Genomic DNA, 22,137 nt, shown 5'->3' with positions numbered 1-22,137 from the left:
GCACATGCAAAATTATAAAAGCGATACCCTGTTGAACAAACAACCGAGGCACAAGCTGCTCAGTATTGCGCTGGGGATCTGTTTAAGTTTTACGCTGTGGGTTTTGCAGATTGAACCATCCGGGTGGATTTCTGTCGTCGGAGTGGCTACTGCGGATGACTTTGGGGGTAGTGGTAGCCCAGGAGCGGGGTTGCCGACACAACCGACAGCTTCGCAGCCACCTTTGCAAAACGGGGCGGGTGATGAAAATAAAGATGACGCCGCCGAGAAAGATGAGGGGAACACCGAATGTAAAGGAATGAAAGGCGCCGAAGGAGGCCCCATAAGTCTTTATGATGGTGCCGAACGATTTCGGCGTTTAGATGTTGTTGTCAATGGTCTTTACCCGATTCGCCTCGAGCGGCGTTACGACAGCCGCGCAACGTACGACAGTACATTGGGCTATGGCTGGTCGTTCAACTTCGATCAAAGGTTGTTTGAATATCCTGATAACTCAATAGTGATTCGCTACAACTGTGGTCGCAAGGATCGTTTTGTCTTGACAGGTAACGCTTATCAAGGTGAAACCGGCACACTGCTTGGAACCTTACAGGGGTTGCCCAACGGGGCCTTTGTGTTCGAACACCAGGATGCAGTTAAGGATTACTATGACGCCCAGGGACGGTTGACGGCAAAAGAAAACCGGGACGGTCACCGCTTAGTCATGACGTATAACCCTGCCGGTAAAATGCCGCTAACCGGCACCTCACCTTATGCGGTCGATCCCACACAACCGATGGTGGTTGGGTACCACTACCAGCTAACCAAAGTCGAAGAACAAACGGTAGATGGTACCCTGACCGGGAATGCGCTGACGTTTACCTACGATGTGAACACCGGACGTGTCGCCACGGTGACCGACAACAACAGCCGACAGATCGGCTATGTGCACGACGTCACTACCGGAGGGCTGACGATTGGGAACCTGACGCAGGTCAATGGTCTGGAGAGCCATACCTCTGCCTATATCTATGATGACCGAGATGCACAGTCCAATCTTCAGGACTTGCACAATATTACCACCGTTCAGGAAGGCAGTGCGGCCATTCCGTATGTAATGACCTACGATGTGGAGGATCGTATTGCCACGCAAACACATGGCAATACCTTGCGCGTGATCACCTACGTTATAAACAACCAGCAGACACAGGTCACTAAAACCGTAACGGATTCGGCAGGACTAAACCCATACAATGTTTTGACAGAATACTGGTTTGATCCGGTCAGCCGGCGCACCTCCCGTTTTGAAGACGGTATGGGTAACTGGTTTGAGTACGACTATGATGCGGCAGGATTTCCCGATGTCACGCGTATCTACCACAACCAGGGTACTAAGGCGGTACCCGCACGCGTCTTGCAAAAAACCATCGACTACACCTATGACAGCCTGGGGAATCGCACGGCCGAAGTTGTCACACTTGACAGTGGCGAAATAATCACAAAAACCTGGAGCTATGATACCGGCAAGCTATCATCCACCAGTGTCATCTCTAGCCTTGATCCCAAAGTATTTCAGACAGATTTCACCTTTTATCGAGATGGAAACAACCTTCCGACGACCATCAAAGAAATCAAGCGCCTGAAAGACGACGGCGTCAGTTATCAGACCACAACCTATACCTACGATACGCTTAATCGGTCTGCAACGATTGTGTATCCCGATGGACATAAACGCGTGCTGCTCTATGAGAATGGTAGTCAGTTTGTGACAAAGATCTATCATGAGATATCAGGTGCGGAAAGCCCATTCGATATCACTCGATATGGCTATGATGCCAAAGGCAGCATTTCCGATATCTGGGATGCAAACAACAACCGGACACAGTTTGAATACGACAACCGTTTACGATTAACAAAGCAGACCAATGCACTACTGGAAGAGACGATCTACACCTACGCGAATGACCGTTTACAACAAATTGAGGTAGGAAGAACGGTCGCCGATGGTGAAGGACAGATTGTCAAGCTGAATTACAATGCGAATAACCGGTTAGCTAATCTTCAGCGTAAGGATGACAGTGCTCAGTTCATCACGATTGAGTCCTACACCTACGACAGTGAGGGCCGAAAAACCACCCAAACCGATGGTGAGAACAAAACCTGGACATATGCTTATGATGAAGCGGGCAACCTGAAGACTGTGACTGATCCGCTGCTCAATATAACAAGTTACACCTATGATGCCACCAACCACAGCATCTCTATCATCGATGCCAATTCGAATGAGACCCGAAATACCTACGATGATATCGGACGCATCATCCAGCGTGACGAACTGGGTATCACCCCTAACATCCAGACTTTGTTTGGCTACGATGCGGCTGATAATCTGATTTCAGTCACAGACGGAGAGTTGAACACAACATCATATAGCTACGATAGTTTGTCTCGCAAGACGAGAGAGACCAGACCACTATTGCAAAGCATCCAGTATTTCTATGACGACCGTGACCGGCTGGACTATCTGCTCAACGCTCGGGGTCAAAAGATAGACTACACCTACAATGAGTGGGGTCCGGTCAATGATATTAAGTATTACGCCGACAATGTAACCACCGCGGTTGATCGTACCATCACCTATCAATACTACAACACTGGAAATATCCAGAACATCACCGATACCTACCTCGGCTCCACGCCACTCTACAGTTATACCTACGACGCTTTGAATCGTGCAGATGTTACTAGTCTGTTGCTATATCCAGGTGGGACCATAACCCTTGACGATGACTATGACCGGTACGGTAATCGCGATGCTTTTACGCTAATCGATAGTGGTGGTACTTATGCCCATCAGTATACTCGAAACAAACTGAATCACTTAGTTAGTGTCGTATTACCCGGGACACAAACATTCAGTAGTATTGATTACGATAAAAATGACCGGCTGAAACAGCTAGTCACTCCATCAGGCCTCACCACTAATATCCTGTTCGCTGACAATGGTCCGGTCCGGGATATCTCGATCAATGATGGGGTGCCCACGTTAGAGCAGTGGGTTTACACTCACGACAATGTCCGCAATGTCGACACAATGACGGATGCATCCGGACTGCATGATTATGGTTATGACAATGTTAACCGCTTGACTAGCGCCACCCACCCAGCAGGTTTGGGCATCCCCACGGCCGAGAGTTTTGGCTACGATAAGGCTGGTAACCGGGAGGATCCCATTGATGCCTTGCTGTATGACTATGACGCCAACAACAGGATGCTCACATCACCCGGAGTAACGAGCTACAGCTTCGATGCCGATGGTAACCCTATCACCACGAGCTCCGGAGAGGTCTTCAACTACGATCACGATAATCGCCTGGCTGGGTACAGCAACCCGGGCAACAGCACCACCGCCAGTTATCAATACGATCCACAGGGGCGGCGCATCAACAAGACTGTAAACGGAATCACCACTTGGTATCTATGGGACAGGACGAGCCTGATGATGGAATACAGCAACATAGGTAGTCAGCAAACGCGTTATGCTTATCTGCCGAACCAGTTCACACCAATCCAGATGCAGGATGCTAACGGTATTTATGATGTACACAGCGACAATCTGGATACGCCGAAGTTTCTGACCAATAGCAGCAAGCAGACTGTGTGGAAAGCGGATAATGAGAGTTTTGGAAAAGCTAGCGTTAATGATGATGTGGATGGGGACACAAACATAGTAGCTTTTAACATGCGTTTCCCGGGTCAGTACTTCGATAGTGAAACGGGACTTCACTACAACTTGCAAAGATACTATTCCCCGGATACTGGGCGTTACTTAACCAGTGACCCTATCGGGTTGGATGGCGGCTTGAATTCATACCTTTACGTAGATGCTAATCCAGTTCAATATATCGATCCATTAGGTTTGTATAAATGGACGGGGACTATTATTGAGGGGGAATTTATTGTTGGTATTGGGTCAGGTGGTGCACTTATTGATGTTGAGTCAGAATGTGTGAATGGAAAAAAAGCGTTTGTTAAAGCGACTGGCGTCGGCCCTGGCTTAGGTGTCGGAATTAAGGGAAGCCCGAAGAAAATACCGGGAGGTGAAGGAGGGGATATAGAATTTGATGATTTCAATTTTGTTGGAGATATAGACCCTTCTGTATTTAACGGTACTTTCGGATCTGTGGGTGCCGGATTAGTTATAGGGATTGGTTATTCAGCTTCTAAAATTCAATGTGGGAGTGCTTATGCCAATGATAGTGGATTTACGTTTGGGCTAAACCTTGGGGCTTCGGGTGTAATGGGAACATGCACCGTAATTGAGTATAAAATTGAGGACTGCGATGATTGCCAAAAATAAGGATTTGTCGTTATTCGGATCTATGCTGAGGACTCTTAGAATTACTTCAGCAGTGGCGAAATATATATCTATTCTGAGCGTGGCGTTTATTTTATTTTATGCATCGTTGATATGGTCATTCAAAACTTCGCCAATCGGACTGACAAGTACGGATGTTCTAGTATTTTTCGTTGTTAATCTTATATCTGTAAGTGTATTAGGGATTTCTACTTGGCTGGGATTTAGTAGAAAAGGGTGCAAATATTTGGAAAGGCTGTTTCACGATGACGCAGAAGATATTAAAATATTGCGCGTGATAAAGGTGCTATTTGCCTCTGGGGCTTTAGCATTCTCAATTTATGTAATAATTTTTGTTCTTCTATTATTTGTTGGTGGTTCTAATGCAGTATTGATACTTTTTAATGGAAAAGTAACAGGGGCAGTATTTTTTCTTCTTGCAATTCTATTACTGCCATTCGTTAGAAAGCGATTGAAATAGTATGTAGTGTATGGTTAGCTTCTGAATCCTGGCTTGCTTGTTGAAACGCAGTAGCCAGAGTCCTAGCGCCGTGATTTAAATCAACAAAATTATTTCTGTATTGGTTCAATGTAAATCAGTTCGTAAAAAGCCCTGAAATGGTTTGCATTTGTTCGGCGAGTATCCCTCGGTTGTGTCGGTTATAGGTAAGTGAAAATATAACCACGCCATCGCCATATAACCATACAATGTTATGACGGAATACTGGTTTGATCCGGTCACCCGACGTACCTCCCGATTTGTAGCGGTCAAGTTATTTTGGCCACGGCTTTCTGGGCATTCCAGTACTGCTGTTCGGCCATCACCGGTGGCAAGCCATCATTGTGTGCGTGCGGCCTGAAGCAGCTGTAATAACCGAGTACGTAGTCCGTAATTCCTCGTTTTGCTTCTTCGAACGATCGATAACCGGTTTCCGGTATCCATTCACTTTTCAGACTCCGGAAGAACCGTTCCATTGGGCTGTTGACGCTCCTATGTCAAGCTGCTGTCGCAGCGTCACTCAAATCGGCCAGGATAAGCGGATACAATTTTCGAACAATGTAAAGAGGTGGCCCCAGAAATCTGTGTCATCCCACTAAACTGGTATCAGGAGGAGTGATACATGAAAGACGACATCAAATTCGATGTGGATACTGCGATCAAGGCCCTGCGTGAAAGCAAAGACCTGAGCTTGGTTGAAATCAGGCGGATCGGGCGGGTTTAATTTGGGAAATAACAGCGCCTCACGCACAATTCACGCACAATATTTTCAAAAACAGGTGTGAACGGGGGTGATGAGACATTAACGAATAACTCGGACTCTATGCTGTAATAATAGGATGAAAACGAAATAAAAGAGAAGAATTAAAAGCTTGGGGAAAGAGGGGAATAGCATTGCGAACGCGACGCTCTCCCAGCTGAGCTACGGCCCCATACGGGAAGTCTATCTTACCGTACTGGCCTGCATTTACAATCCTGACCGCGTTGCCGCAACCGGTTCAGACGGGGTTGTGACGCCTTCGCTTGCGTTGTTGTTCGGCGAGAAAGTGAGCGATGATGCGTTCCTGGTTTTTGTCCAGGCTGACGAAGCGGCCACCGATTCTGAGTGAATGGTGTATTTCGTCAACCCGTGCAAAGCGAATTTCTATACTTGTCTTGAAAGACGGAGCTTGCGGCAGGGCAATAGCCACTTCGGAAAGGATCTGGCCGCGGCTGGGGACATCGCTTGTGTGTATGAACGCACCTACACCTCCGGCAGACAGGTCGAAGGCCTCTCCCGATGCACAATGTCCTTCAAGGCGCGGGACGGTAACAGGTATCACTAGTCCGGCATTCAGGCGCAGGCGGAAGTGTTCGCGCCGTTGTATTCGGACAATGCGCTTCGGCAGGCCGATTTTGTACAGCGCAATACCCTTGTCGCTGCTCGCCTTGAGCAGTTTGCAAGGGATACGCACCTCCATACCCTGCAGCCGGCAATGAATGACCGCTTTACGTTTCTTCAGGAATGCCTTGTGGGATATTGGCAGATTGAGTTCATCCAGGTAGTAACAGTCCTGGTCTTCCTTGATGCCGAGAATCGCGCTGCTTGCGGTGTCGGGGCAGCCGGACACGCGCACACTGAGCAGTTCGTGTTCTGCCTTGAGCTGGTGCAGGGTGGCGATAATCATGCAACGGCTGGTGACAGTTTCTTCACCGCTGTTGTGCGCTTCCCCCTGAAGTGCATGTGTCAGTGTCGCTGGCATTGGCCCCGTACCACGCCGCCGGTTGCCGGCGCCGGTTCTTTAATTGGTATGTGTAGTGATTATCCTTATAGGGGATATAATCGGCCCGGGGCCGGCTGTCTTGAGTGCCAGGTCAGACTTTTCCGAGTTCCCGTTGGCCGAGATTTGCCCGTGTTTCGCCGTCCTGTGCATAGACAGACGGGGCACCGGTCTGTCCGCGCAGAATGCAAAGCGCCTGTTCAACGTGCTGGCGTCCGGATTCCAGGATACTTCCGTTGCTGAGGTTGGTGGCCCGGCAGGATTCTATATTGCCCAGGACTTGCTGCCACAGGGTGGAGAGTCGTTCGGCGCAGGGAAGTGTTTTAAAACAGCGCTGCAGGCTGTCGGGGGTATTTTCGAAACCCAGTGATTCAACCAGCGAGCCACGCCGGGTTTCAAGTTGCTCAAGTTGCTGGCTGCAGTCCAGTTTTTGCTGCGTGGTCGTTTCAAGCGCATCCAGATCACGTTCAATCAGCGCGCTACGCTCGGAATCCAGGCACCCCATCAGTTGCCGGCTGCACTCGACTTCCTGCGCCAATGTGGTTTCCAGTGGATGTCGATTCCCTTCGCTGTGCATAGTTCCTACCTCATATCGGTGAGTGCCTGCTCAAGGCTGATCATCTTGTCTGCAATGCGTTCCGGGTTAATGGTAAAGGTCCCGTTTTCAACTGCCGCATGGACGGCCTGGACACGCTGGGTGTCGACCACCGGTTCTCTGGCAATCTGCGCTTCTAACATCTGCAGTTGCCGTGCCTGCCCCGTCAGATTGACGCTGTCGGCGGTTGAACTGCCGGTGCTGGCTTTACCGGATGCCGGGCCGGACTGACTGTTATCCTGTTTTTCAACCGGTTTACCTTGCCCGCTGTCCGATGTCACCAGCGTTGCTACTCGGCTGTTATCTATCTCCATTTCTGGATCCTCATTCGTTATTTCACACTGTTACAGACCCAATATCGCCCGTTACTTCAATAACTTTAGGCGCTTTTTGCGGGGCTGTCACTAAAGCGTCACTTTTACGACGCCCTGTGAAACAACAATACCATCAACGATCCGTCGAGAGCCAGCTGCCTCGATACGGACAACATCGCCGGATTTACCATCGTTGAGCGCCTTACCGCTGCTGCGGATGCTCAGATTGCCCGATTCTGCCACTACAATGACCTGTTCGCCACGTCGTACCAGCTTCGGTGCTTCTACCATCTGTGGTGTGATCACGTCCGCTGCAGACACCATGCGCTTGATGACCATGCCGTCGACAGCGCCGGTATCGGTATAGTAGCCGTAGTTCAGGTTGGCCAGGTTGCGTTCCCGGTATTCCAGGTCGGAGGCCTGTACTCTGGCACCACGCACAAGGGGTTGGCGAGCAACCAGTACCGGGGCGAAAACATCAATGCGTGCAGATATATAGATATTCCATCCAGCTTCGTCCGGACAGCGTACCCCTACAGTGGTGTTGCCGGTTGGCCGGCTGCCGGATGGCGTGTAACTTTCCAGCGGTGAATGGCAGGCTTTCAGACGCAGGCGCGGATCGAGTTGCCCAAGATGGATTTCGGTGCGTGCATTGTGCTGTTCACGTGTAATGGCCTGCAGGTAGCTTTCCGCCGTGGTGCGGATAGCGGCACGGTCTTGCCACGCAGTTGCCGGTTGTCCGGCCAGGATGACCGGGCTGTGTAATGCACTAATAGCCAACAGCATGAAAACCCGGATGAAATCTGATCGGTTCATGGTATTCCCCATTCTCTGTTCGAGTGTTATAGCGTGGAATTGCAATTCGTGTGCCATGTGTTATTCCAGTCAAGCTTCACAGCCTGTCGCCGATAGCCCGTTCGAGAATATGTCACTGTATACAAGGGAGTGAGCACCATGAGCGGTGTTTTGGCTAATGTTGATCTGCGTACCCAGCTGGCTGGGCATAATCGGCTGGAATTACTGTTGTTCCGCCTTGCGGGAAAGCAGTTGTTCGGAATCAACGTGTTCAAGGTCCAGGAAGTCATTCAGTGTCCACACCTGACCAGTATTCCGGATTCACACTCAGTAGTGCGTGGAATTGCCAATATGCGGGGTCGCACGATCACTGTGATGGATCTCGATCGGGCCGTAGGTGGCGCAGGAGTGGAAAATCCTGAGGAAAATTTCGTCGTAGTTACAGAATATAATCAGTATGTACAGGGCTTCCTGGTCGGTGGTGTTGATCGCATTGTAAATATGAACTGGTCAGAAATTTTGCCACCGCCGCAGGGAATCGGTGATGATAACTACCTGACAGCAGTGACCAGGGTAGAAGGTGAGCTGGTCGAGATTATCGATGTCGAAAAAGTGCTTGCAGAAGTGATCGGCTGGAACGAGGAAGTCTCGCAGGAGTTTATCGAGGAAGCAGAAAACCAGGATGATGAACGCAAACCAGTTGTACTGGTCGCAGATGATTCTTCGGTTGCGCGTAACCAGATCAAACGGACACTCGACAAGCTCGGTATAGAGTGTGTGCTGGCCATGGATGGTAAGCGGGCTCTGGAACAGTTGCAGCAGTGGGCAGGCGATGAAGTGGATATACCGCTGCACGAACGGATCTTTATGGTGATCTCTGACATCGAGATGCCTGAGATGGACGGGTATACGTTTACAACCGAAGTGCGCAGGGATCCACGTCTTGAAAATTTACATATCTTGTTACATACCTCTCTGAGTGGTGTTTTTAACAATGCCATGGTCGAGAAGGTCGGTGCCAATGATTTCATAGCCAAGTTCCAGCCCGATGTACTCGCCAAGACAGTGCTTAACCGGCTCAAGTTGTGGCGTGACGAAAAAACAGCCTGCTAGAGCAGGTTTATAATAACAACACGGGCACGGGAGTACGCGTGTCCGACTAGTGACGAAACAGGGAAATTACGTTTGCCACTGTCGAGTATCAGGCCCAGCGAATATGAAGAATTCCGCCGTTTTCTGGAAGACGCGTGTGGTATATTGCTGGGTGAAAACAAGCATTACCTTGTACAGAGCCGGCTGGGAAAACTGGTTCGTGAGAATGCGCAGGGCGGACTTGGCGAACTGGTCATAAAGCTACGCGCGGAGCGGCAGGGGGGTGTGCTGCGCGAGCGTGTGATAGAGGCCATGACGACCAACGAAACCTTCTGGTTCCGTGACAGGCATCCTTTCACGATTCTGGAAGAGACAGTTCTCCCGGACCTGTCGGAACGACGCACGAGGAATGTGCGTATCTGGTCTGCCGCCTGTTCAACCGGGCAGGAGCCCTACTCGATCAGTATGGCGGTTCAGCAGTACCTGTCGCGAAATACCGCTGCACTGTCCGATGTGAAAATCATGGCGACAGATATTTCTACCGCTGTCCTTGAAGAGGCAAAGGCAGCTTACTACGATACTATGCAGCTTGCCCGTGGTCTGGATAATGATATGAAGCAGCGTTATTTCGAGCGCGATGCCTCTCATTGGGAAGAACGTTGGCAGGTTCGCAGGGAAATCCGCCAGCGAGTGCAATTCACGCTGGTTAATCTGCAAGGCAGTTACAGCTCGCTGGGCAAGTTCGATATTGTTTTCTGCCGCAATGTCCTGATCTATTTTTCCGGTGACTCCAAGAAGGACATCCTGTCTCGCATGGCAGGTGCACTGAATCCAGGGGGGTACCTTTTCCTTGGTGCCTCTGAATCCATTTCACAGTACTCGGATGCTTTCGAAATGGTTCGCTGCCCCTCAGGTACGGTGTACCGGAAAAAGTAATTGCTGGTGCCGCCAGGCTTTGCCGCCCTGGCGGTCAGTGATTGCCGCCGGCAACCGTACGGAAAGGCCAAAACCCACGCAAGTCTTTGATTCCCCGTCCCAAGTTCTGTTTGGCACAGCTGTTGCTGTAGTTCCTGCAAAGACGATATTGCAGGAACAGCGAGAATGCCGAACATCATCGACAAAGCAATCGGAATCATGCCTGAGCACCTTTCGGTGTACGGCAAGCGTTCCAGTCTTCTGGCATCCAATATTGCAAATGCCAATACCCCTGGCTACAAGGCGCGGGATATAGATTTCAGGGCTGCGCTTGCGCAGGCCGGTGGAGAGCAGATGGCCCTCAAAACAACACGCGGCAATCACATTGCTGATGCCGGCAGCACTATGTCTGGTCCGGAAATACTCTATCGCACACCACTACAACCGTCGCTTGATGGTAATACCGTCGATTCCCAGCAGGAGAAAGCCCGGTTTACCGAAAATGCTATCCGTTACCAGTCAACACTGACTTTTCTTGGCGGTAAATTCACCAGCCTGAAACTGGCCATCAAGGGAGAATGATAAATGTCCCTGTTTAATATCTTTAGTATTTCCGGTTCGGCCATGAGCGCCGAGTCGCTGCGACTGAACACTACAGCCAGCAACCTGGCAAACGCCCAGAGTATCGGTAGCAGCGAAGCTACTACCTACCGTGCCAAGAACCCGGTATTTGCCGCAATGATGCAGTCATTGCAGGGCGACAATGTCAGCTTCGGTGTCGAGGTAAAGGGTGTCGTAGACAGTACAACACCGCTTGAAACGCGTTACCAGCCTGAGCACCCCATGGCAAATGAGGAAGGTTATGTCTTTCTCCCGAATGTCAACGTTGTGGATGAAATGGCAAACATGATTTCCGCCTCGCGCGCCTACCAGAGCAACGTCGAGGTACTGAATACATCCAAGCAGCTGATGATGGCGACGCTGCGGCTTGGTCAGTAACTGAAAAGACAGCACACAGGACAATCCGATGATTGATTCACAGAATGGAATACCAGGGGTTGAGTTCAGGTCTGTGCAGGACCTGAACAAGGAAAGCACCCGCAAGGAACTTGGTCAGGAAGAATTCCTGAAACTGATGACGACCCAGTTACAGAACCAGGACCCGTTCAAGCCAATGGAGAATGGTGACTTCCTGGCGCAGATCGCCCAGTTCTCCACCGTAGAAGGTATTGGCAATCTGAATACCGGGTTTGAAGAACTGAGTTCATCACTGGTATCGAATCAGGCATTACAGGCTTCCAATCTGATCGGCAGGTCCGTACTCGCCCCGACCGGGGTAGCCTCACTGGATCAGGGTGGAACTATTCGTGGTACAGCACAGATACCTGCAGCCAGTAGTGATGTGACCGTAAGCGTCTTTGACCAGGCGGGCCAGGTGGTTCGTCGTATCAACCTGGGATCGCAGGCTGCCGGTGATGTCGAGTTCCAGTGGGACGGACTGCGCGACGATGGCCAGTACGCTACACCGGGTAATTATTTTGTGTCTGCTGAAGCCAGTGTTGATGGCCGCAACGAAGCGGTTGAAACACTGCTGGCTTCAGAAGTCAGAAGTGTCACATTAAGCAACAGCGGTGGGCTGTTGCTGGATCTTGATGGTATCGGGTCGATGGACTTCAACGAAGTCCGGCAGATCCTGTAACCGATTGGCTGAAGGAGAGACATCATGCCGTTTCGTACAGCACTAAGTGGTTTAAACGCAGCATCCTCGGAGTTACGCATTATTGGTAACAACGTTGCCAATGCCGGCACAACAGGCTTCAAGGAATCGCGTGCCGAATTTGCGGATATTTTTGCAACCTCGAACCTGGGCGTTGCATCCAACGCGATTGGCACCGGTGTCAGGGTGTCTTCGGTTTCACAGCAGTTTACCCAGGGCAACATCGGTTTCACCGACAATAACCTGGACCTGGCAATCAGTGGTCAGGGCTTCCTGATCATGAACGATAACGGCATTAACAATTACACACGTGCCGGCGCACTGGGCGTTGACCGTGATGGCTTTGTCGTCAATAACCAGCAGCAGCAATTGACAATCTTCCAGGCTGATAACAGCGGAAATATTACCGGTGCCACCGGACCGTTGCAGCTGGATCGCTCGGATATCGCCCCGGCAGCAACCACCGCGATCGATGTGCAGGCCAACCTGGATGCTTCCGCAGTCGCACCGACGGCGCCCTTTGATCCGACCAATGCAAGCTCCTACAACAACTCGACGTCATTGACGGTTTTCGACAGCCTGGGTTCGCCGCACCTCAATACCATGTACTTCCGCAAGACAGCGGACAACACCTGGGATGCCTTCCAGTTTGTTGACGGTGCTCAGGTGAATGCTGGTGCGCCAGCCGGTGAAACTATTAATTTTGATTCAACAGGTGCTATTACAAGCGGCTCCCCGACCAGCATGACATTTACGCCTTCCGGCGGTGCTGCAGCTATGACAGTGAATGTTGATTACAACAACACTTCCCAGTTTGGCAGTCCTTTCAGTGTTAATGCACTGGTGCAGGATGGCTTCGCAACCGGGCGCCTGAGCGGTATCGATATCAGTGATACCGGAATCATTACCTCGCGCTTCACCAATGGGCAGTCACGTACACTGGGTCAGATTGCAATAGCAACCTTCAATAATCCGCAGGGTCTGCGTCAGCTGGGTGATACCAGTTGGGCGGAAACTTTCGACTCCGGTGCACCACTGGTCGGTGGTCCGGGTGCCGGTTCCGCCGGACTCATCGAGTCCGGTGCCCTGGAAGGTTCTAACGTGGATCTCACCGAGGAACTGGTCAACATGATAACCGCACAGCGTAATTTCCAGGCCAATGCCCAGGTCATTACCACTGCGGACACCATCACCCAGACTATCATCAATATCCGTTAATAGCGGACGGGAGTAGCACATGGATCGCGTCGTATTTGTTGCCGCCAGTGGAGCCAAGCAGTTACTTGGACGGCAGACGATCAGCAGCAACAATCTGGCCAATGCCAATACCGTCGGTTTCCAGGCTGATATGACGGCTTTCCGTACCCGCATGGTGCAGGGTGCAGGTTTTGATACCCGTGCCTTTGCCCTCGACCAGAGTGTTGGTGTCAGTGGCGCAAAGGGTACAACGCAGATTACCGGCCGCCCCCTCGATGTTGCTGTGAATGGCAACGGATGGGTTGCTGTACAGGCGCCGGATGGTAGTGAGGCCTATACACGCGGTGGCAGTTTGCGCGTCAATATCAACGGCCAGCTGACGACGGCTGCAGGGCACCCGGTGCTGGGAACTGCAGGTCCGGTGCTTATTCCCGAGTATGAAAATCTTGAAATCGGCAGTGACGGAACTATCAGTGTAAAACCGATTGGTCAGCAGCCTTCCACACTGGCCGAGGTGTCGCGTATCAAGGTGGTTTCGCCACCCCACGCTGACCTGGTCAAGGGTGAAGATGGTTTGCTGCGTATGCGTGATGGCAGCACGGCACCACCGAGTACAGATGTCACCCTGATAAGCGGGTCACTGGAAAACAGTAATGTGAACAGTGTGGAAGCCATGACAGACATGATCAGCATGGCCAGGCAATATGAAATGTCGGTAAAGATCATGTCGACAGCCAAGGAAATGGACGAAAAGGCAACCCAGCTGCTGAATATGGGTTAGCGATAAACAGATTAGTGAGGTACTAGCATGAACAAGGCATTATGGGTCGCAAAGACCGGACTGGAAGCACAACAGACACGCATGAGCGTGATTTCCAATAACCTGGCGAACGTCAACACCACCGGCTTCAAGCGGGATCGGGCGATGTTCGAGGATATGCTATACCAGAATGTACGCCAGGTTGGTGCACTTTCCTCACAGAACAGCCGCTTGCCTACCGGTCTGCAGATAGGGACCGGTGTGCGTACTGTCGCAACAGAGAAAATTCACACACTGGGTAATATCGTACAGACCAGCAACAGTCTCGATGTTGCAATCCAGGGGCGAGGATTTTTCCAGATCCTCCAGCCTGACGGTAACATTGCCTACAGCCGGGATGGTTCCTTCAAGCTGGATGAGACCGGGCAGCTGGTTAACTCAAGCGGTCTTGTCCTGCAGCCGGCAATTACAATTCCAGGCAATGCTACCAGCGTTACCGTCGGTTCCGATGGAGTTGTTTCGGCACTGACACCCGGCAGCGCCACGCCGACACAGCTTGGCAGTATCCAGCTGGCTGACTTTATCAATCCGACAGGCTTGCAGGCTGCAGGTCAGAACCTTTTCCTTGAAACCGCTTCCAGTGGATCGCCTACGACCGGGACACCTGGATTGAACGGTATCGGGTCAGTGGTGCAGGGTGCTCTCGAGACATCCAATGTCAATGTGGTGGAGGAGCTGGTGAATATGATCGAAACACAGCGTGCCTATGAAATGAATTCAAAGGCGATCCAGACGACTGATAGCATGTTGCAATATGTGACGAATAACCTCTGAGCATGAGCTGACAGGTAGGATGACATGATGACATCTTCACAAAATCCGCGAAAGCGTCAGTTGGTTCTGTTGCCATTGCTGGTACTCCTGGTTCTGGGAGGGTGTGCGACTGCACCATCACCACGGGACAGCTACCGCCCGACGCCGCCACAGACATATACCAGTCAGGAAAGTACCGATGGTTCGATATACCAGGCATCTCGTGATGTCCGCCTGTTTGAAGATGTAAAGGCTCGTCATGTGGGCGATATCATCACAGTTGTTTTGCAGGAGAGTACTTCGGCATCCAAATCCGCCAAGGCTTCAACAGACAAAACACAGGAAACGGCCATAGCAAGTCCGACGATCCTCGGTGCTACGCCGACGTTTAATGTGCCGGGCCTGATTCCACTGGACAGCAACCGAAACAACACACTGGCGGCAAACCTGAGTTCCTCGAATGCGTTTGAGGGTGAGGGTGATGCAAGCCAGAGCAATAGTCTGACGGGTAACATAACCGTCACTATCGCTAATGTCCTTCCCAACGGTAACCTGGTGATTCGCGGCGAAAAGTGGCTGACCCTGAACAAGGGTGAAGAATTTATCCAGATTTCCGGCATCGTGCGCCCGCAGGACATCAGTACCCAGAACACGGTGCAGTCTACCCTGATTGGTGATGCGCGGATTACCTATAGTGGCAAGGGGTTCCTTGCCGATTCCAATGAAATGGGCTGGTTGGCAAAGTTCTTCAACAGCCCGATCTGGCCTTTCTGACCTGGATGGTATGAATATGCACAGAATGATTTTGATCGTTGTCCTGACACTCCTGTCTGGCAGTGTGTTTGCCGAGCGTATCAAGGACCTTACTCATATTGCCGGTGTGCGTACTAACCAGCTGGTGGGTTATGGCCTGGTTGTCGGCCTGGATGGCAGTGGTGACCAGACCAGCCAGACACCTTTTACGGTTCAGAGCCTGCAGAACATGCTGCAGCAATTCGGCATCATACTGCCGCCGGGTACCAATGCACAGTTGAAGAATGTTGCAGCGGTTGCAGTACACGCAAACCTGCCTGCCTTTGCGAAGGTAGGACAGACAATCGATATTACGGTATCTTCTATCGGTAATGCCAAGAGCCTGCGTGGCGGCACCTTGTTGATGATGCCGCTAAAGGGTGCCGACGGGCGGGTATACGCCATGGCACAGGGGGATCTGCTGGTGAGTGGTCTCAACGCTTCCGGCAGTGACGGATCCAGTGTTACCGTGAATATTCCCAGTGTTGGCAGTATACCCAACGGGGCCACCGTGGAACGAGTGGTGCAGAATCCGTTCCTCAGTGGTGATTCCATCACACTTAACCTGAATCGATCCGACTTTACTACCGCAAACCGCCTTGCCCGCGCCATTAATGAAACCGTAGGTCCGGGGATTGCTCAACCACTCGATGCCGTGTCGATAAAAGTCAGTGCCCCAGGTGACCCCGCACAGCGTGTTGCTTTTGCATCAATGGTGGAGAATATTATTGTTCAGCCGGGCAAGGCTGCTGCCAGGGTGATTATCAATTCACGTACCGGCACGGTTGTCATCGGTGAAAAGGTCCGCATCCTTCCCGCAGCGATTTCTCACGGCTCACTTGTAGTGACCATCAGCCAGGCCCTTCAGGTCAGCCAACCGCCTGCCTTGTCGGGAGGATCGACTGCCGTTACTGCAAACAGTGATGTTGATGTGCAGATGGAAGGCGATCGTATGTTCCTTCTGAATACCGGTATTACACTACAGGATGTAGTCGACGCGGTGAACCGTGTTGGCGCCACACCGGCCGACCTGGTATCTATCCTGCAGGCCCTGAAGGGCGCCGGCGCATTGCGCGCCGAACTGATCGTGATATAGCCGGAGAGTTTTAATGACCCAGGGCATTCTTCAGACCGACGTATATACCGATTTCCAGGGCATTAACACCCTGCGTAATCGCGCACGCACGGATGGAGACAGCGAAGAAACCCTGCGCAAGGTTGCTGAGCAGTTCGAGGCACTGTTCCTGCAGATGATGCTGAAAAGCATGCGCGATGCCAGTCTTGGCGATGGCATGCTGGATAACGAACATACCAAAACCTATCAGGCCATGTTTGACAAACAGATTTCCATCGAGATGAGCCAGGGCCAGGGTATAGGCCTGGCCGATATGATGGTGGAGCAGTTACGCAAACAGGGTGATGGGGATTCTTCGCTTGAACCCGGTGAGCTCCAGATGAATCCGGCACAAAGTATCGACAGGGCCGGTGAAAATTTCCGCTTTCCCGTACAGCAGCATACAGCGACAACAGCAAAACCTGATGCAACCCGAGAGAGCGATGACTGGGTGCCGGAATCACCGAAAGAATTTATTCACAAGTTATGGCCACATGCAAAGCGTGCAGCGGATGAAATCGGCGCCAAACCTGAGATGCTGATTGCACAAGCTGCACTGGAAACCGGCTGGGGGCAACATATGATCCGCGGCAAGGATGGCAGTAATTCCTTCAATCTTTTCGGTATCAAGGCGGACTCAGGCTGGCAGGGCGCGCGGGCAACCACCGAGACCATTGAATTCAGGGACGGATTGATGCGCAAGGAGCGCGCACATTTCCGGGCCTATGCTTCCCCGGAAGAAAGTTTCGCGGATTATATCGAATTTCTTAAACGCAACCCGCGCTACAGCGATGCACTGCAGCGGGCTGATGATGCCCCGGAATTTACCCGTGCCCTGACCGATGCGGGATATGCCACGGATCCCGACTACGCCGGGAAAATCAACCGCATTATGGACAGTTCACACCTGCGTGAGGCACTCGGCGAAGTTGATGTTTCAGCTGCCGGGCCACGTGGCTGATAAACAGGAAGGCGAGATGAACAGACAAACAGCAGGTACTCGGGAGACAGCACCATGGCGGTAGGACTGCTCGGTACGGCCACCTCGGGCCTGCAGGCGTTTCAGCGCTCTATTGCGACCACGGGGAACAATATCAGTAACGCCAATACGGAAGGTTACAGCCGTCAGCGCGTTGAGCTTGGAACACGTCCGCCGAGTTTTACCGGGCAGGGCTTCATGGGAAATGGCGTCCAGATAGAAAGTGTCACGCGCCTGTTTGACCAGTTCACAGCTGACCGGCTGCGTGACACCACCAGTACCAGTGCCCAGTATGACACGCTGTTCCAGTATGCAAGCCGGGTCTCGAACCTGCTCGGAGACAGTGATGCCGGTTTGAGTGCGGGACTGGAGAACTTTTTCAGTTCCATGCAGGATCTGGCGGATAACCCTTCAGCGATTCCGCCACGTCAGCTGGTATTGTCGGAAGCCGGGTCGCTGGTTGGACGTATACAGAATCTCAGTCAACAACTGGATTCCATGCGTAGCGAAATAAACGGCGGCCTGGATACGGTGGTTAATGAAATCAACAGTCTCAGCACCGCAATTGCTGACACCAACCGCAATATTCTCGATGCCCGGTCGCAGGGTGCCGGCCAGACACCCAACGACCTGCTGGACAAGCGGGACATGCTTATCAACGAACTGTCCGGACTGGTGTCAGTTCGTACGTTCGAACAGGATGACGGTTCTGTAAATGTATTCGTCGGGAGTGGACAGTCACTGGTGACCGGTTTTCTCGCATCCCCGTTACAAATTACACGGAACGGGTTTGATGCGCGTCGCTCGGAGATATCCGTGGTCAGTGGCGGTATTCCCGCAGAAATCACCAGCAGTCTCACAGGCGGGAAACTGGGCGCGCTTCTGGATTTTCGCGAGCAGACACTGAATACTGCAGATAATGCCCTGGGCCGTATAGCGGTTACCTTTTCGACCGAGTTCAATCTGCAGCAGAATCTGGGTATGGACCTGGATGGTGAAATGGGCGTGGATATGTTTTCCGTCAGTCAGCCGTCTACGTCTGCGCATATCAACAATACCGGTTCTGCCAGTGTCGTTGCGACTTTCGATACGGCCAATATCCAGGATCTGACTACCAGCGATTACGTGCTGGCCTTTGACGGCGCAACCTGGAATCTTTCGCGTGCCATTGACGGTTTGCCGGTTGCTATGACAGGCGCCGGTACTGCGGCCAGTCCGTTTAATGCCCAGGGCCTGGATTTTGTTGTTTCCGGGGCGCCTGCTGCCGGGGATCGTTTTGAGATAAAGCCGACGCGTGAAGGCTCATCCAGTATGAGTCTTCTGATCGGCGACCCGGGGGACATTGCTGCAGCTGCACCGTTAACGCTGGGGGAGGCAACCAATGCCAACGGCTTGCCAACCAATGTGGGCGATGGTGCATTCAGGCTGCAGGCGGTCGACAGTACATTCACGCCACTGGTTGCCGGTATCACCTTTACTTACGATGCAGGCACCCAGCAGTTCAACTATGCCGGTGACGTGGCAGGTTCTTTTGCCTACGACCCGGTCACTGACAGTGGAAGCACGTTCACTGTGGCAGGGACAAGCTTTATTGTGAACGGGGCGCCGGCTGATGGCGACAGCTTTGTTGCCGCGGCAAATACCAATGGTTCGGGTGATAATTTCAATGCCTTGTTACTGGCGGGCCTTCAGGCTGCAAAAACCATGGAAAATGGCGATACCAGTTTCCAGGGGGCCTATGGCCAGTTGATCAGCGATCTTGGTGCACGTACCCGCAGTGCGGAGATCACTTCACAGGCCCAGGCTGCGCTGAAAAGCCAGGCCCAGGAGTCACGCGACGCGCTTTCCGGCGTTAACCTGGACGAGGAGGCGGCCGATCTTATCCGCTTTCAGCAGGCTTATTCTGCAATAGCACAGGTGATTTCTGTGGCAGAATCCACATTCCAGACCTTGCTGGCAGCTGTCGGGAGATAATCATGCGTATTGGTACATTAAGTCTGTTTCGTCAGGGTGTGGATGCCATGCTCGAGCAACAAACAGCGGTATTTCGTACCCAACAGCAGCTTTCTTCCGGCAAGCGTATCAATACGCCCTCCGATGACCCGGCAGGAGCGGCACAGTTGGTTGGTTTGTCTGACTCACTTGATGTCACGCGTCAGTATCAGCGCAATATCGATTTTGTCCGCAGCCGGTTGCAGCTGGAAGACGCCTCGCTGGCCAACGTCGGTGATGCGTTGCAGCGTGCCCGCGAACTGACTGTGCAGGGGCTCAATGATACAAATGGCCCGGAAGTCCGTGCCGGAATTGCACAGGAGGTTCGTCAGATACTGGACGAGGTCATCGGTTTGGCAAACCGTACTGATGCAAACGGTGAGTTCATGTTTGGAGGATTCCAGGGGCAGTCGGCGCCGTTTTCCGGTGATGGTGCAGGTAATTTTTCCTACGCGGGTGACCAGGGGCAGCGGCTTGTCCAGGTCGGGGCAGCACGCCAGATTGCCGATGGTGATTCAGGGATGGATGTTTTTATGAAAATCCCGGCAGCGGGAGGGGGTTATGAAGATGTTTTCAGTACCCTGTACAACCTTGCCACGGATCTCGAGGCAGATGCTCCCGCCCCGGCCAGCCTCGATCAGCTCGATAACGCACTGGATAATATTCTCGGGGTACGCGCAACAATAGGCGCGCGTCTGAATGCGGTCGATCGTGAGGAAACCAGTAATGTGTCATTAATTGAACAGCTGGAAAATACCCGATCCACGATCGAGGACCTGGATTATGCGGAGGCGGCCAGTCGACTCAATCAGCAGAGTATTACCTTGCAGGCTGCACAACAGGCCTTCGTCAAGGTTCAGAATCTGAATCTGTTTAACTTCCTGTAAGTTTTCATCGGCTACGCAATGCCTGGTTTCAGGGCCTGAAATCAAACGGCTTAACACAAATGCGCTTTCTTGCTCCTGCACAACGGTGTAGCGCCAGTGCCACGATGTGTTCCGTATCAGGCTGGATCAGCCGGAATTCCCAGTTGTCCTCACTGTCATCAATTGCATCATCAAAAGTTATGTCGATCTTCTCCTTGACTACATTAAAGCGTAGCTGGCGGGTCGGGAAGCTGATGCCAATACCAAGTGCCTTGACATAAGCTTCGCGCAGGGTCCAGCGCTCGTAGAAATATTTCAGGAAAGCGGTCCCTTCATATTTCTGCAATTGTTCATGTTCGTGTGAGGAGAACATGCGCTTTGCCACACCGAGGGGATTTGTCCGGTCTTTCAGGCGTTCGGCATCAATGCCGCATTTATCATTGTTTGTGACAATACAGGCAGCGAGTCCATTGGTATGGGTGAGATTGAAACGAAGTCGCGCCTGGTTTTCACAAGCGATTTCCGGACGACCGTGCTTCCCATGACTGAAGCGCCAGTCGGAAGGTGCAATGGCGGCATAGCGTGACAGAACACTGCGCACCATGGCATGCGATACCAGGTAACTGTGGCTGTCGCGGGGATGTAAAAACCGGTCGACTTTGCTGCGCTCATCCGGGTCCAGAATTTCATGGCAGTATTGCAGGATGGCGGAGTCAGATATTGACTCCGGCGTAACCAGCCAGACATGCGCTTCGCTGGAGAGAATGTCCGTATTTTGTTTGGCGGGTGGATTCATCAATGCAGTGCGCCGCCACAGCCTTTCAGTTTGCGGTCATCCAGGCTGATGTTTACCGAGACTTCGTACATCTCTCCGATAGTTGCATCATGGCAGGGTGTTCCGGTGAGTTCCACGACCACCTGGTGGTGCTTGTTGCGGGCTGAATACAGTGTCTTGTGTTCACTTTCAATGACGAGTGGCTCGGGCGTGACAAAGTGGTATGCAGTCTTGTCCGGACCTGTCACCAGTTGCATATCGCCATCAAGTTTGATCTCCAGGATCCAGTCGGGCGCATTTCCTGTGGCGCGGAAATCGATACCGTTTAGCCTGGCGTGCTCACGCGCCGCGCGTAGTGGATTGTTCCGGCAATGTTCGTAGCGGGTGCCCGCAAGTTCGAGCCGGGCCTGGCCATTTTTGTGCCGGAACAGGATTTCCTTGCTTTGGTAGCGTGGGCCGGAGTTGTCATCCACCCGTCTGAGCTGCACAGCGTGGTCTGGCAGAAACAGCCACATGGCGTTGCCTTCCTCGCGCGCCACAAAAGCGAAATTGCTTTCGCATTCCCATGCCCATGTGCGTGCTGCTGTGAGTTTCGGTTCGCCGAGAGGTTCGAGTACCGGGTGACGGGCGCAGCCGGCCAGGAGTAGCAGAATCAGTGCATGGGTAATTGTGATGTGACCTGCCCGGCAATAAAAACGGCCACGCGAGGTCATGAAAGCAGGTGTAAATGACATAGATTTCCCGGTTCAGTTCTGAGCCTCCAGCGGGAGCATGCTCGAAGTCGGGCATTTTGCGCAATGTCGACGAGGTTTTCAAAACGATTATG

21 protein-coding genes and 1 pseudogene are annotated in these 22,137 nt (G+C 52.1%); 15 read left to right on the top strand and 7 right to left on the bottom strand.

The genetic code is table 11. The annotated features are described in order from the left end of the window. Positions 1–4 precede the first annotated feature (4 nt). Together DFR30_RS10650 and DFR30_RS10645 are read left to right on the top strand one after the other, a co-directional pair. Positions 5–4,339, top strand: a complete 4,335-nt coding sequence (locus DFR30_RS10650; RefSeq protein WP_132973066.1) for an RHS repeat-associated core domain-containing protein — start codon at positions 5–7, stop codon at positions 4,337–4,339. Beyond that, complete coding sequence (locus DFR30_RS10645) at positions 4,323–4,817, top strand: hypothetical protein (RefSeq protein WP_132973064.1); 495 nt, start codon at positions 4,323–4,325, stop codon at positions 4,815–4,817. Before DFR30_RS10650 ends, DFR30_RS10645 begins: the two co-directional genes overlap by 17 nt. A 287-nt stretch (positions 4,818–5,104) precedes the next feature. Here the strand turns inward: DFR30_RS10645 and DFR30_RS10640 are convergent. The 5 genes and pseudogenes from DFR30_RS10640 to flgA all read right to left on the bottom strand — a co-directional run. Then, positions 5,105–5,320: pseudogene (locus tag DFR30_RS10640) on the bottom strand (integrase core domain-containing protein); the annotation flags it as partial. 513 nt (positions 5,321–5,833) lie between these two features. Beyond that, positions 5,834–6,577 carry a flagellar brake protein gene (locus tag DFR30_RS10635; RefSeq protein WP_132973060.1) on the bottom strand — a complete coding sequence of 248 codons (744 nt, stop codon included), beginning with the start codon at positions 6,575–6,577 and terminating at the stop codon, positions 5,834–5,836. Between the two features lie 112 nt (positions 6,578–6,689). Further along, the gene (locus DFR30_RS10630) at positions 6,690–7,172 is read right to left on the bottom strand and encodes a flagella synthesis protein FlgN (protein ID WP_132973058.1); all 483 of its coding nucleotides are present in this window, start codon (positions 7,170–7,172) and stop codon (positions 6,690–6,692) included. A 5-nt stretch (positions 7,173–7,177) separates the two neighbouring features. Further along, positions 7,178–7,504 (bottom strand): flagellar biosynthesis anti-sigma factor FlgM, encoded by a 327-nt coding sequence (gene flgM / locus DFR30_RS10625; protein ID WP_132973056.1) that lies wholly within the window; start codon positions 7,502–7,504, stop codon positions 7,178–7,180. Positions 7,505–7,594: 90 nt separating this feature from the next. After that, positions 7,595–8,377, bottom strand: a complete 783-nt coding sequence (gene flgA / locus DFR30_RS10620) for a flagellar basal body P-ring formation chaperone FlgA (protein WP_132973054.1) — start codon at positions 8,375–8,377, stop codon at positions 7,595–7,597. Positions 8,378–8,458: 81 nt separating this feature from the next. Between flgA and DFR30_RS10615 the strand changes: the two genes are divergently transcribed. The 13 genes from DFR30_RS10615 (at position 8,459) to flgL (ending at position 20,557) form a co-directional block, all read left to right on the top strand. Further along, positions 8,459–9,412: a chemotaxis protein CheV gene (locus DFR30_RS10615; RefSeq protein WP_132973052.1), complete on the top strand. Its 954-nt coding sequence runs from the start codon at positions 8,459–8,461 to the stop codon at positions 9,410–9,412. Positions 9,413–9,484: 72 nt separating this feature from the next. After that, entirely contained in the window at positions 9,485–10,327 is an 843-nt protein-coding gene (locus tag DFR30_RS10610; RefSeq protein ID WP_132973050.1) for a CheR family methyltransferase, read from the top strand. Positions 10,328–10,492: 165 nt separating this feature from the next. Next, complete coding sequence (gene flgB / locus DFR30_RS10605; RefSeq protein ID WP_132973048.1) at positions 10,493–10,888, top strand: flagellar basal body rod protein FlgB; 396 nt, start codon at positions 10,493–10,495, stop codon at positions 10,886–10,888. Positions 10,889–10,891: 3 nt separating this feature from the next. Continuing rightward, a complete protein-coding gene (flgC, locus tag DFR30_RS10600) occupies positions 10,892–11,305 on the top strand; it encodes a flagellar basal body rod protein FlgC (protein ID WP_132973046.1) in 414 nt (137 codons plus the stop codon). A 28-nt stretch (positions 11,306–11,333) separates the two neighbouring features. Beyond that, the gene (locus tag DFR30_RS10595; protein ID WP_132973044.1) at positions 11,334–12,005 is read left to right on the top strand and encodes a flagellar hook assembly protein FlgD; all 672 of its coding nucleotides are present in this window, start codon (positions 11,334–11,336) and stop codon (positions 12,003–12,005) included. A gap of 24 nt (positions 12,006–12,029) precedes the next feature. Beyond that, positions 12,030–13,241, top strand: a complete 1,212-nt coding sequence (gene flgE / locus DFR30_RS10590; RefSeq protein WP_132973042.1) for a flagellar hook protein FlgE — start codon at positions 12,030–12,032, stop codon at positions 13,239–13,241. A gap of 19 nt (positions 13,242–13,260) precedes the next feature. After that, on the top strand, positions 13,261–14,001 hold the full coding sequence (locus tag DFR30_RS10585) for a flagellar basal body rod protein FlgF (protein ID WP_132973040.1): 741 nt from the start codon (positions 13,261–13,263) through the stop codon (positions 13,999–14,001). Positions 14,002–14,028: 27 nt separating this feature from the next. Further along, a complete protein-coding gene (gene flgG / locus DFR30_RS10580) occupies positions 14,029–14,814 on the top strand; it encodes a flagellar basal-body rod protein FlgG (protein WP_132973038.1) in 786 nt (261 codons plus the stop codon). Between the two features lie 27 nt (positions 14,815–14,841). After that, positions 14,842–15,567, top strand: coding sequence for a flagellar basal body L-ring protein FlgH (flgH, locus tag DFR30_RS10575; protein ID WP_132974456.1), 726 nt, complete (start codon positions 14,842–14,844; stop codon positions 15,565–15,567). A gap of 10 nt (positions 15,568–15,577) precedes the next feature. Beyond that, a complete protein-coding gene (locus tag DFR30_RS10570; protein ID WP_424565401.1) occupies positions 15,578–16,681 on the top strand; it encodes a flagellar basal body P-ring protein FlgI in 1,104 nt (367 codons plus the stop codon). 13 nt (positions 16,682–16,694) lie between these two features. Continuing rightward, on the top strand, positions 16,695–17,660 hold the full coding sequence (gene flgJ / locus DFR30_RS10565) for a flagellar assembly peptidoglycan hydrolase FlgJ (RefSeq protein WP_132973034.1): 966 nt from the start codon (positions 16,695–16,697) through the stop codon (positions 17,658–17,660). A 54-nt stretch (positions 17,661–17,714) separates the two neighbouring features. After that, complete coding sequence (gene flgK, locus DFR30_RS10560; protein ID WP_132973032.1) at positions 17,715–19,652, top strand: flagellar hook-associated protein FlgK; 1,938 nt, start codon at positions 17,715–17,717, stop codon at positions 19,650–19,652. A gap of 2 nt (positions 19,653–19,654) precedes the next feature. Next, a complete protein-coding gene (flgL, locus tag DFR30_RS10555) occupies positions 19,655–20,557 on the top strand; it encodes a flagellar hook-associated protein FlgL (protein ID WP_132973030.1) in 903 nt (300 codons plus the stop codon). A gap of 28 nt (positions 20,558–20,585) precedes the next feature. Here the strand turns inward: flgL and DFR30_RS10550 are convergent, their stop codons facing one another. Both DFR30_RS10550 and DFR30_RS10545 read right to left on the bottom strand, forming a co-directional pair. Next, a complete protein-coding gene (locus tag DFR30_RS10550) occupies positions 20,586–21,332 on the bottom strand; it encodes a 4'-phosphopantetheinyl transferase family protein (RefSeq protein ID WP_132973028.1) in 747 nt (248 codons plus the stop codon). Continuing rightward, positions 21,332–22,045 carry a hypothetical protein gene (locus DFR30_RS10545; RefSeq protein WP_132973026.1) on the bottom strand — a complete coding sequence of 238 codons (714 nt, stop codon included), beginning with the start codon at positions 22,043–22,045 and terminating at the stop codon, positions 21,332–21,334. Before DFR30_RS10545 ends, DFR30_RS10550 begins: the two co-directional genes overlap by 1 nt. Positions 22,046–22,137: the final 92 nt, after the last annotated feature.

The sequence above is a fragment of the Thiogranum longum genome (assembly GCF_004339085.1).
GTDB lineage: Bacteria > Pseudomonadota > Gammaproteobacteria > DSM-19610 > DSM-19610 > Thiogranum > Thiogranum longum.
Note: the sequence above shows the minus strand (reverse complement) of the source record. Positions and strands in the feature narration are given on the sequence as shown.

Bases quoted from the DNA above. Each gene is read 5' to 3' on its own strand.
- DFR30_RS10650 (WP_132973066.1), top strand. From the start codon at position 5: ATGCAAAATTATAAAAGCGATACCCTGTTGAACAAACAACCGAGGCAC.
- DFR30_RS10645 (WP_132973064.1), top strand. From the start codon at position 4,323: ATGATTGCCAAAAATAAGGATTTGTCGTTATTCGGATCTATGCTGAGG.
- DFR30_RS10635 (WP_132973060.1), bottom strand. From the start codon at position 6,577: ATGCCAGCGACACTGACACATGCACTTCAGGGGGAAGCGCACAACAGC.
- DFR30_RS10630 (WP_132973058.1), bottom strand. From the start codon at position 7,172: ATGCACAGCGAAGGGAATCGACATCCACTGGAAACCACATTGGCGCAG.
- flgM (WP_132973056.1), bottom strand. From the start codon at position 7,504: ATGGAGATAGATAACAGCCGAGTAGCAACGCTGGTGACATCGGACAGC.
- flgA (WP_132973054.1), bottom strand. From the start codon at position 8,377: ATGGCACACGAATTGCAATTCCACGCTATAACACTCGAACAGAGAATG.
- DFR30_RS10615 (WP_132973052.1), top strand. From the start codon at position 8,459: ATGAGCGGTGTTTTGGCTAATGTTGATCTGCGTACCCAGCTGGCTGGG.
- flgB (WP_132973048.1), top strand. From the start codon at position 10,493: ATGCCGAACATCATCGACAAAGCAATCGGAATCATGCCTGAGCACCTT.
- flgC (WP_132973046.1), top strand. From the start codon at position 10,892: ATGTCCCTGTTTAATATCTTTAGTATTTCCGGTTCGGCCATGAGCGCC.
- DFR30_RS10595 (WP_132973044.1), top strand. From the start codon at position 11,334: ATGATTGATTCACAGAATGGAATACCAGGGGTTGAGTTCAGGTCTGTG.
- flgE (WP_132973042.1), top strand. From the start codon at position 12,030: ATGCCGTTTCGTACAGCACTAAGTGGTTTAAACGCAGCATCCTCGGAG.
- DFR30_RS10585 (WP_132973040.1), top strand. From the start codon at position 13,261: ATGGATCGCGTCGTATTTGTTGCCGCCAGTGGAGCCAAGCAGTTACTT.
- flgG (WP_132973038.1), top strand. From the start codon at position 14,029: ATGAACAAGGCATTATGGGTCGCAAAGACCGGACTGGAAGCACAACAG.
- flgH (WP_132974456.1), top strand. From the start codon at position 14,842: ATGACATCTTCACAAAATCCGCGAAAGCGTCAGTTGGTTCTGTTGCCA.
- DFR30_RS10570 (WP_424565401.1), top strand. From the start codon at position 15,578: ATGAATATGCACAGAATGATTTTGATCGTTGTCCTGACACTCCTGTCT.
- flgJ (WP_132973034.1), top strand. From the start codon at position 16,695: ATGACCCAGGGCATTCTTCAGACCGACGTATATACCGATTTCCAGGGC.
- flgK (WP_132973032.1), top strand. From the start codon at position 17,715: ATGGCGGTAGGACTGCTCGGTACGGCCACCTCGGGCCTGCAGGCGTTT.
- flgL (WP_132973030.1), top strand. From the start codon at position 19,655: ATGCGTATTGGTACATTAAGTCTGTTTCGTCAGGGTGTGGATGCCATG.
- DFR30_RS10550 (WP_132973028.1), bottom strand. From the start codon at position 21,332: ATGAATCCACCCGCCAAACAAAATACGGACATTCTCTCCAGCGAAGCG.
- DFR30_RS10545 (WP_132973026.1), bottom strand. From the start codon at position 22,045: ATGTCATTTACACCTGCTTTCATGACCTCGCGTGGCCGTTTTTATTGC.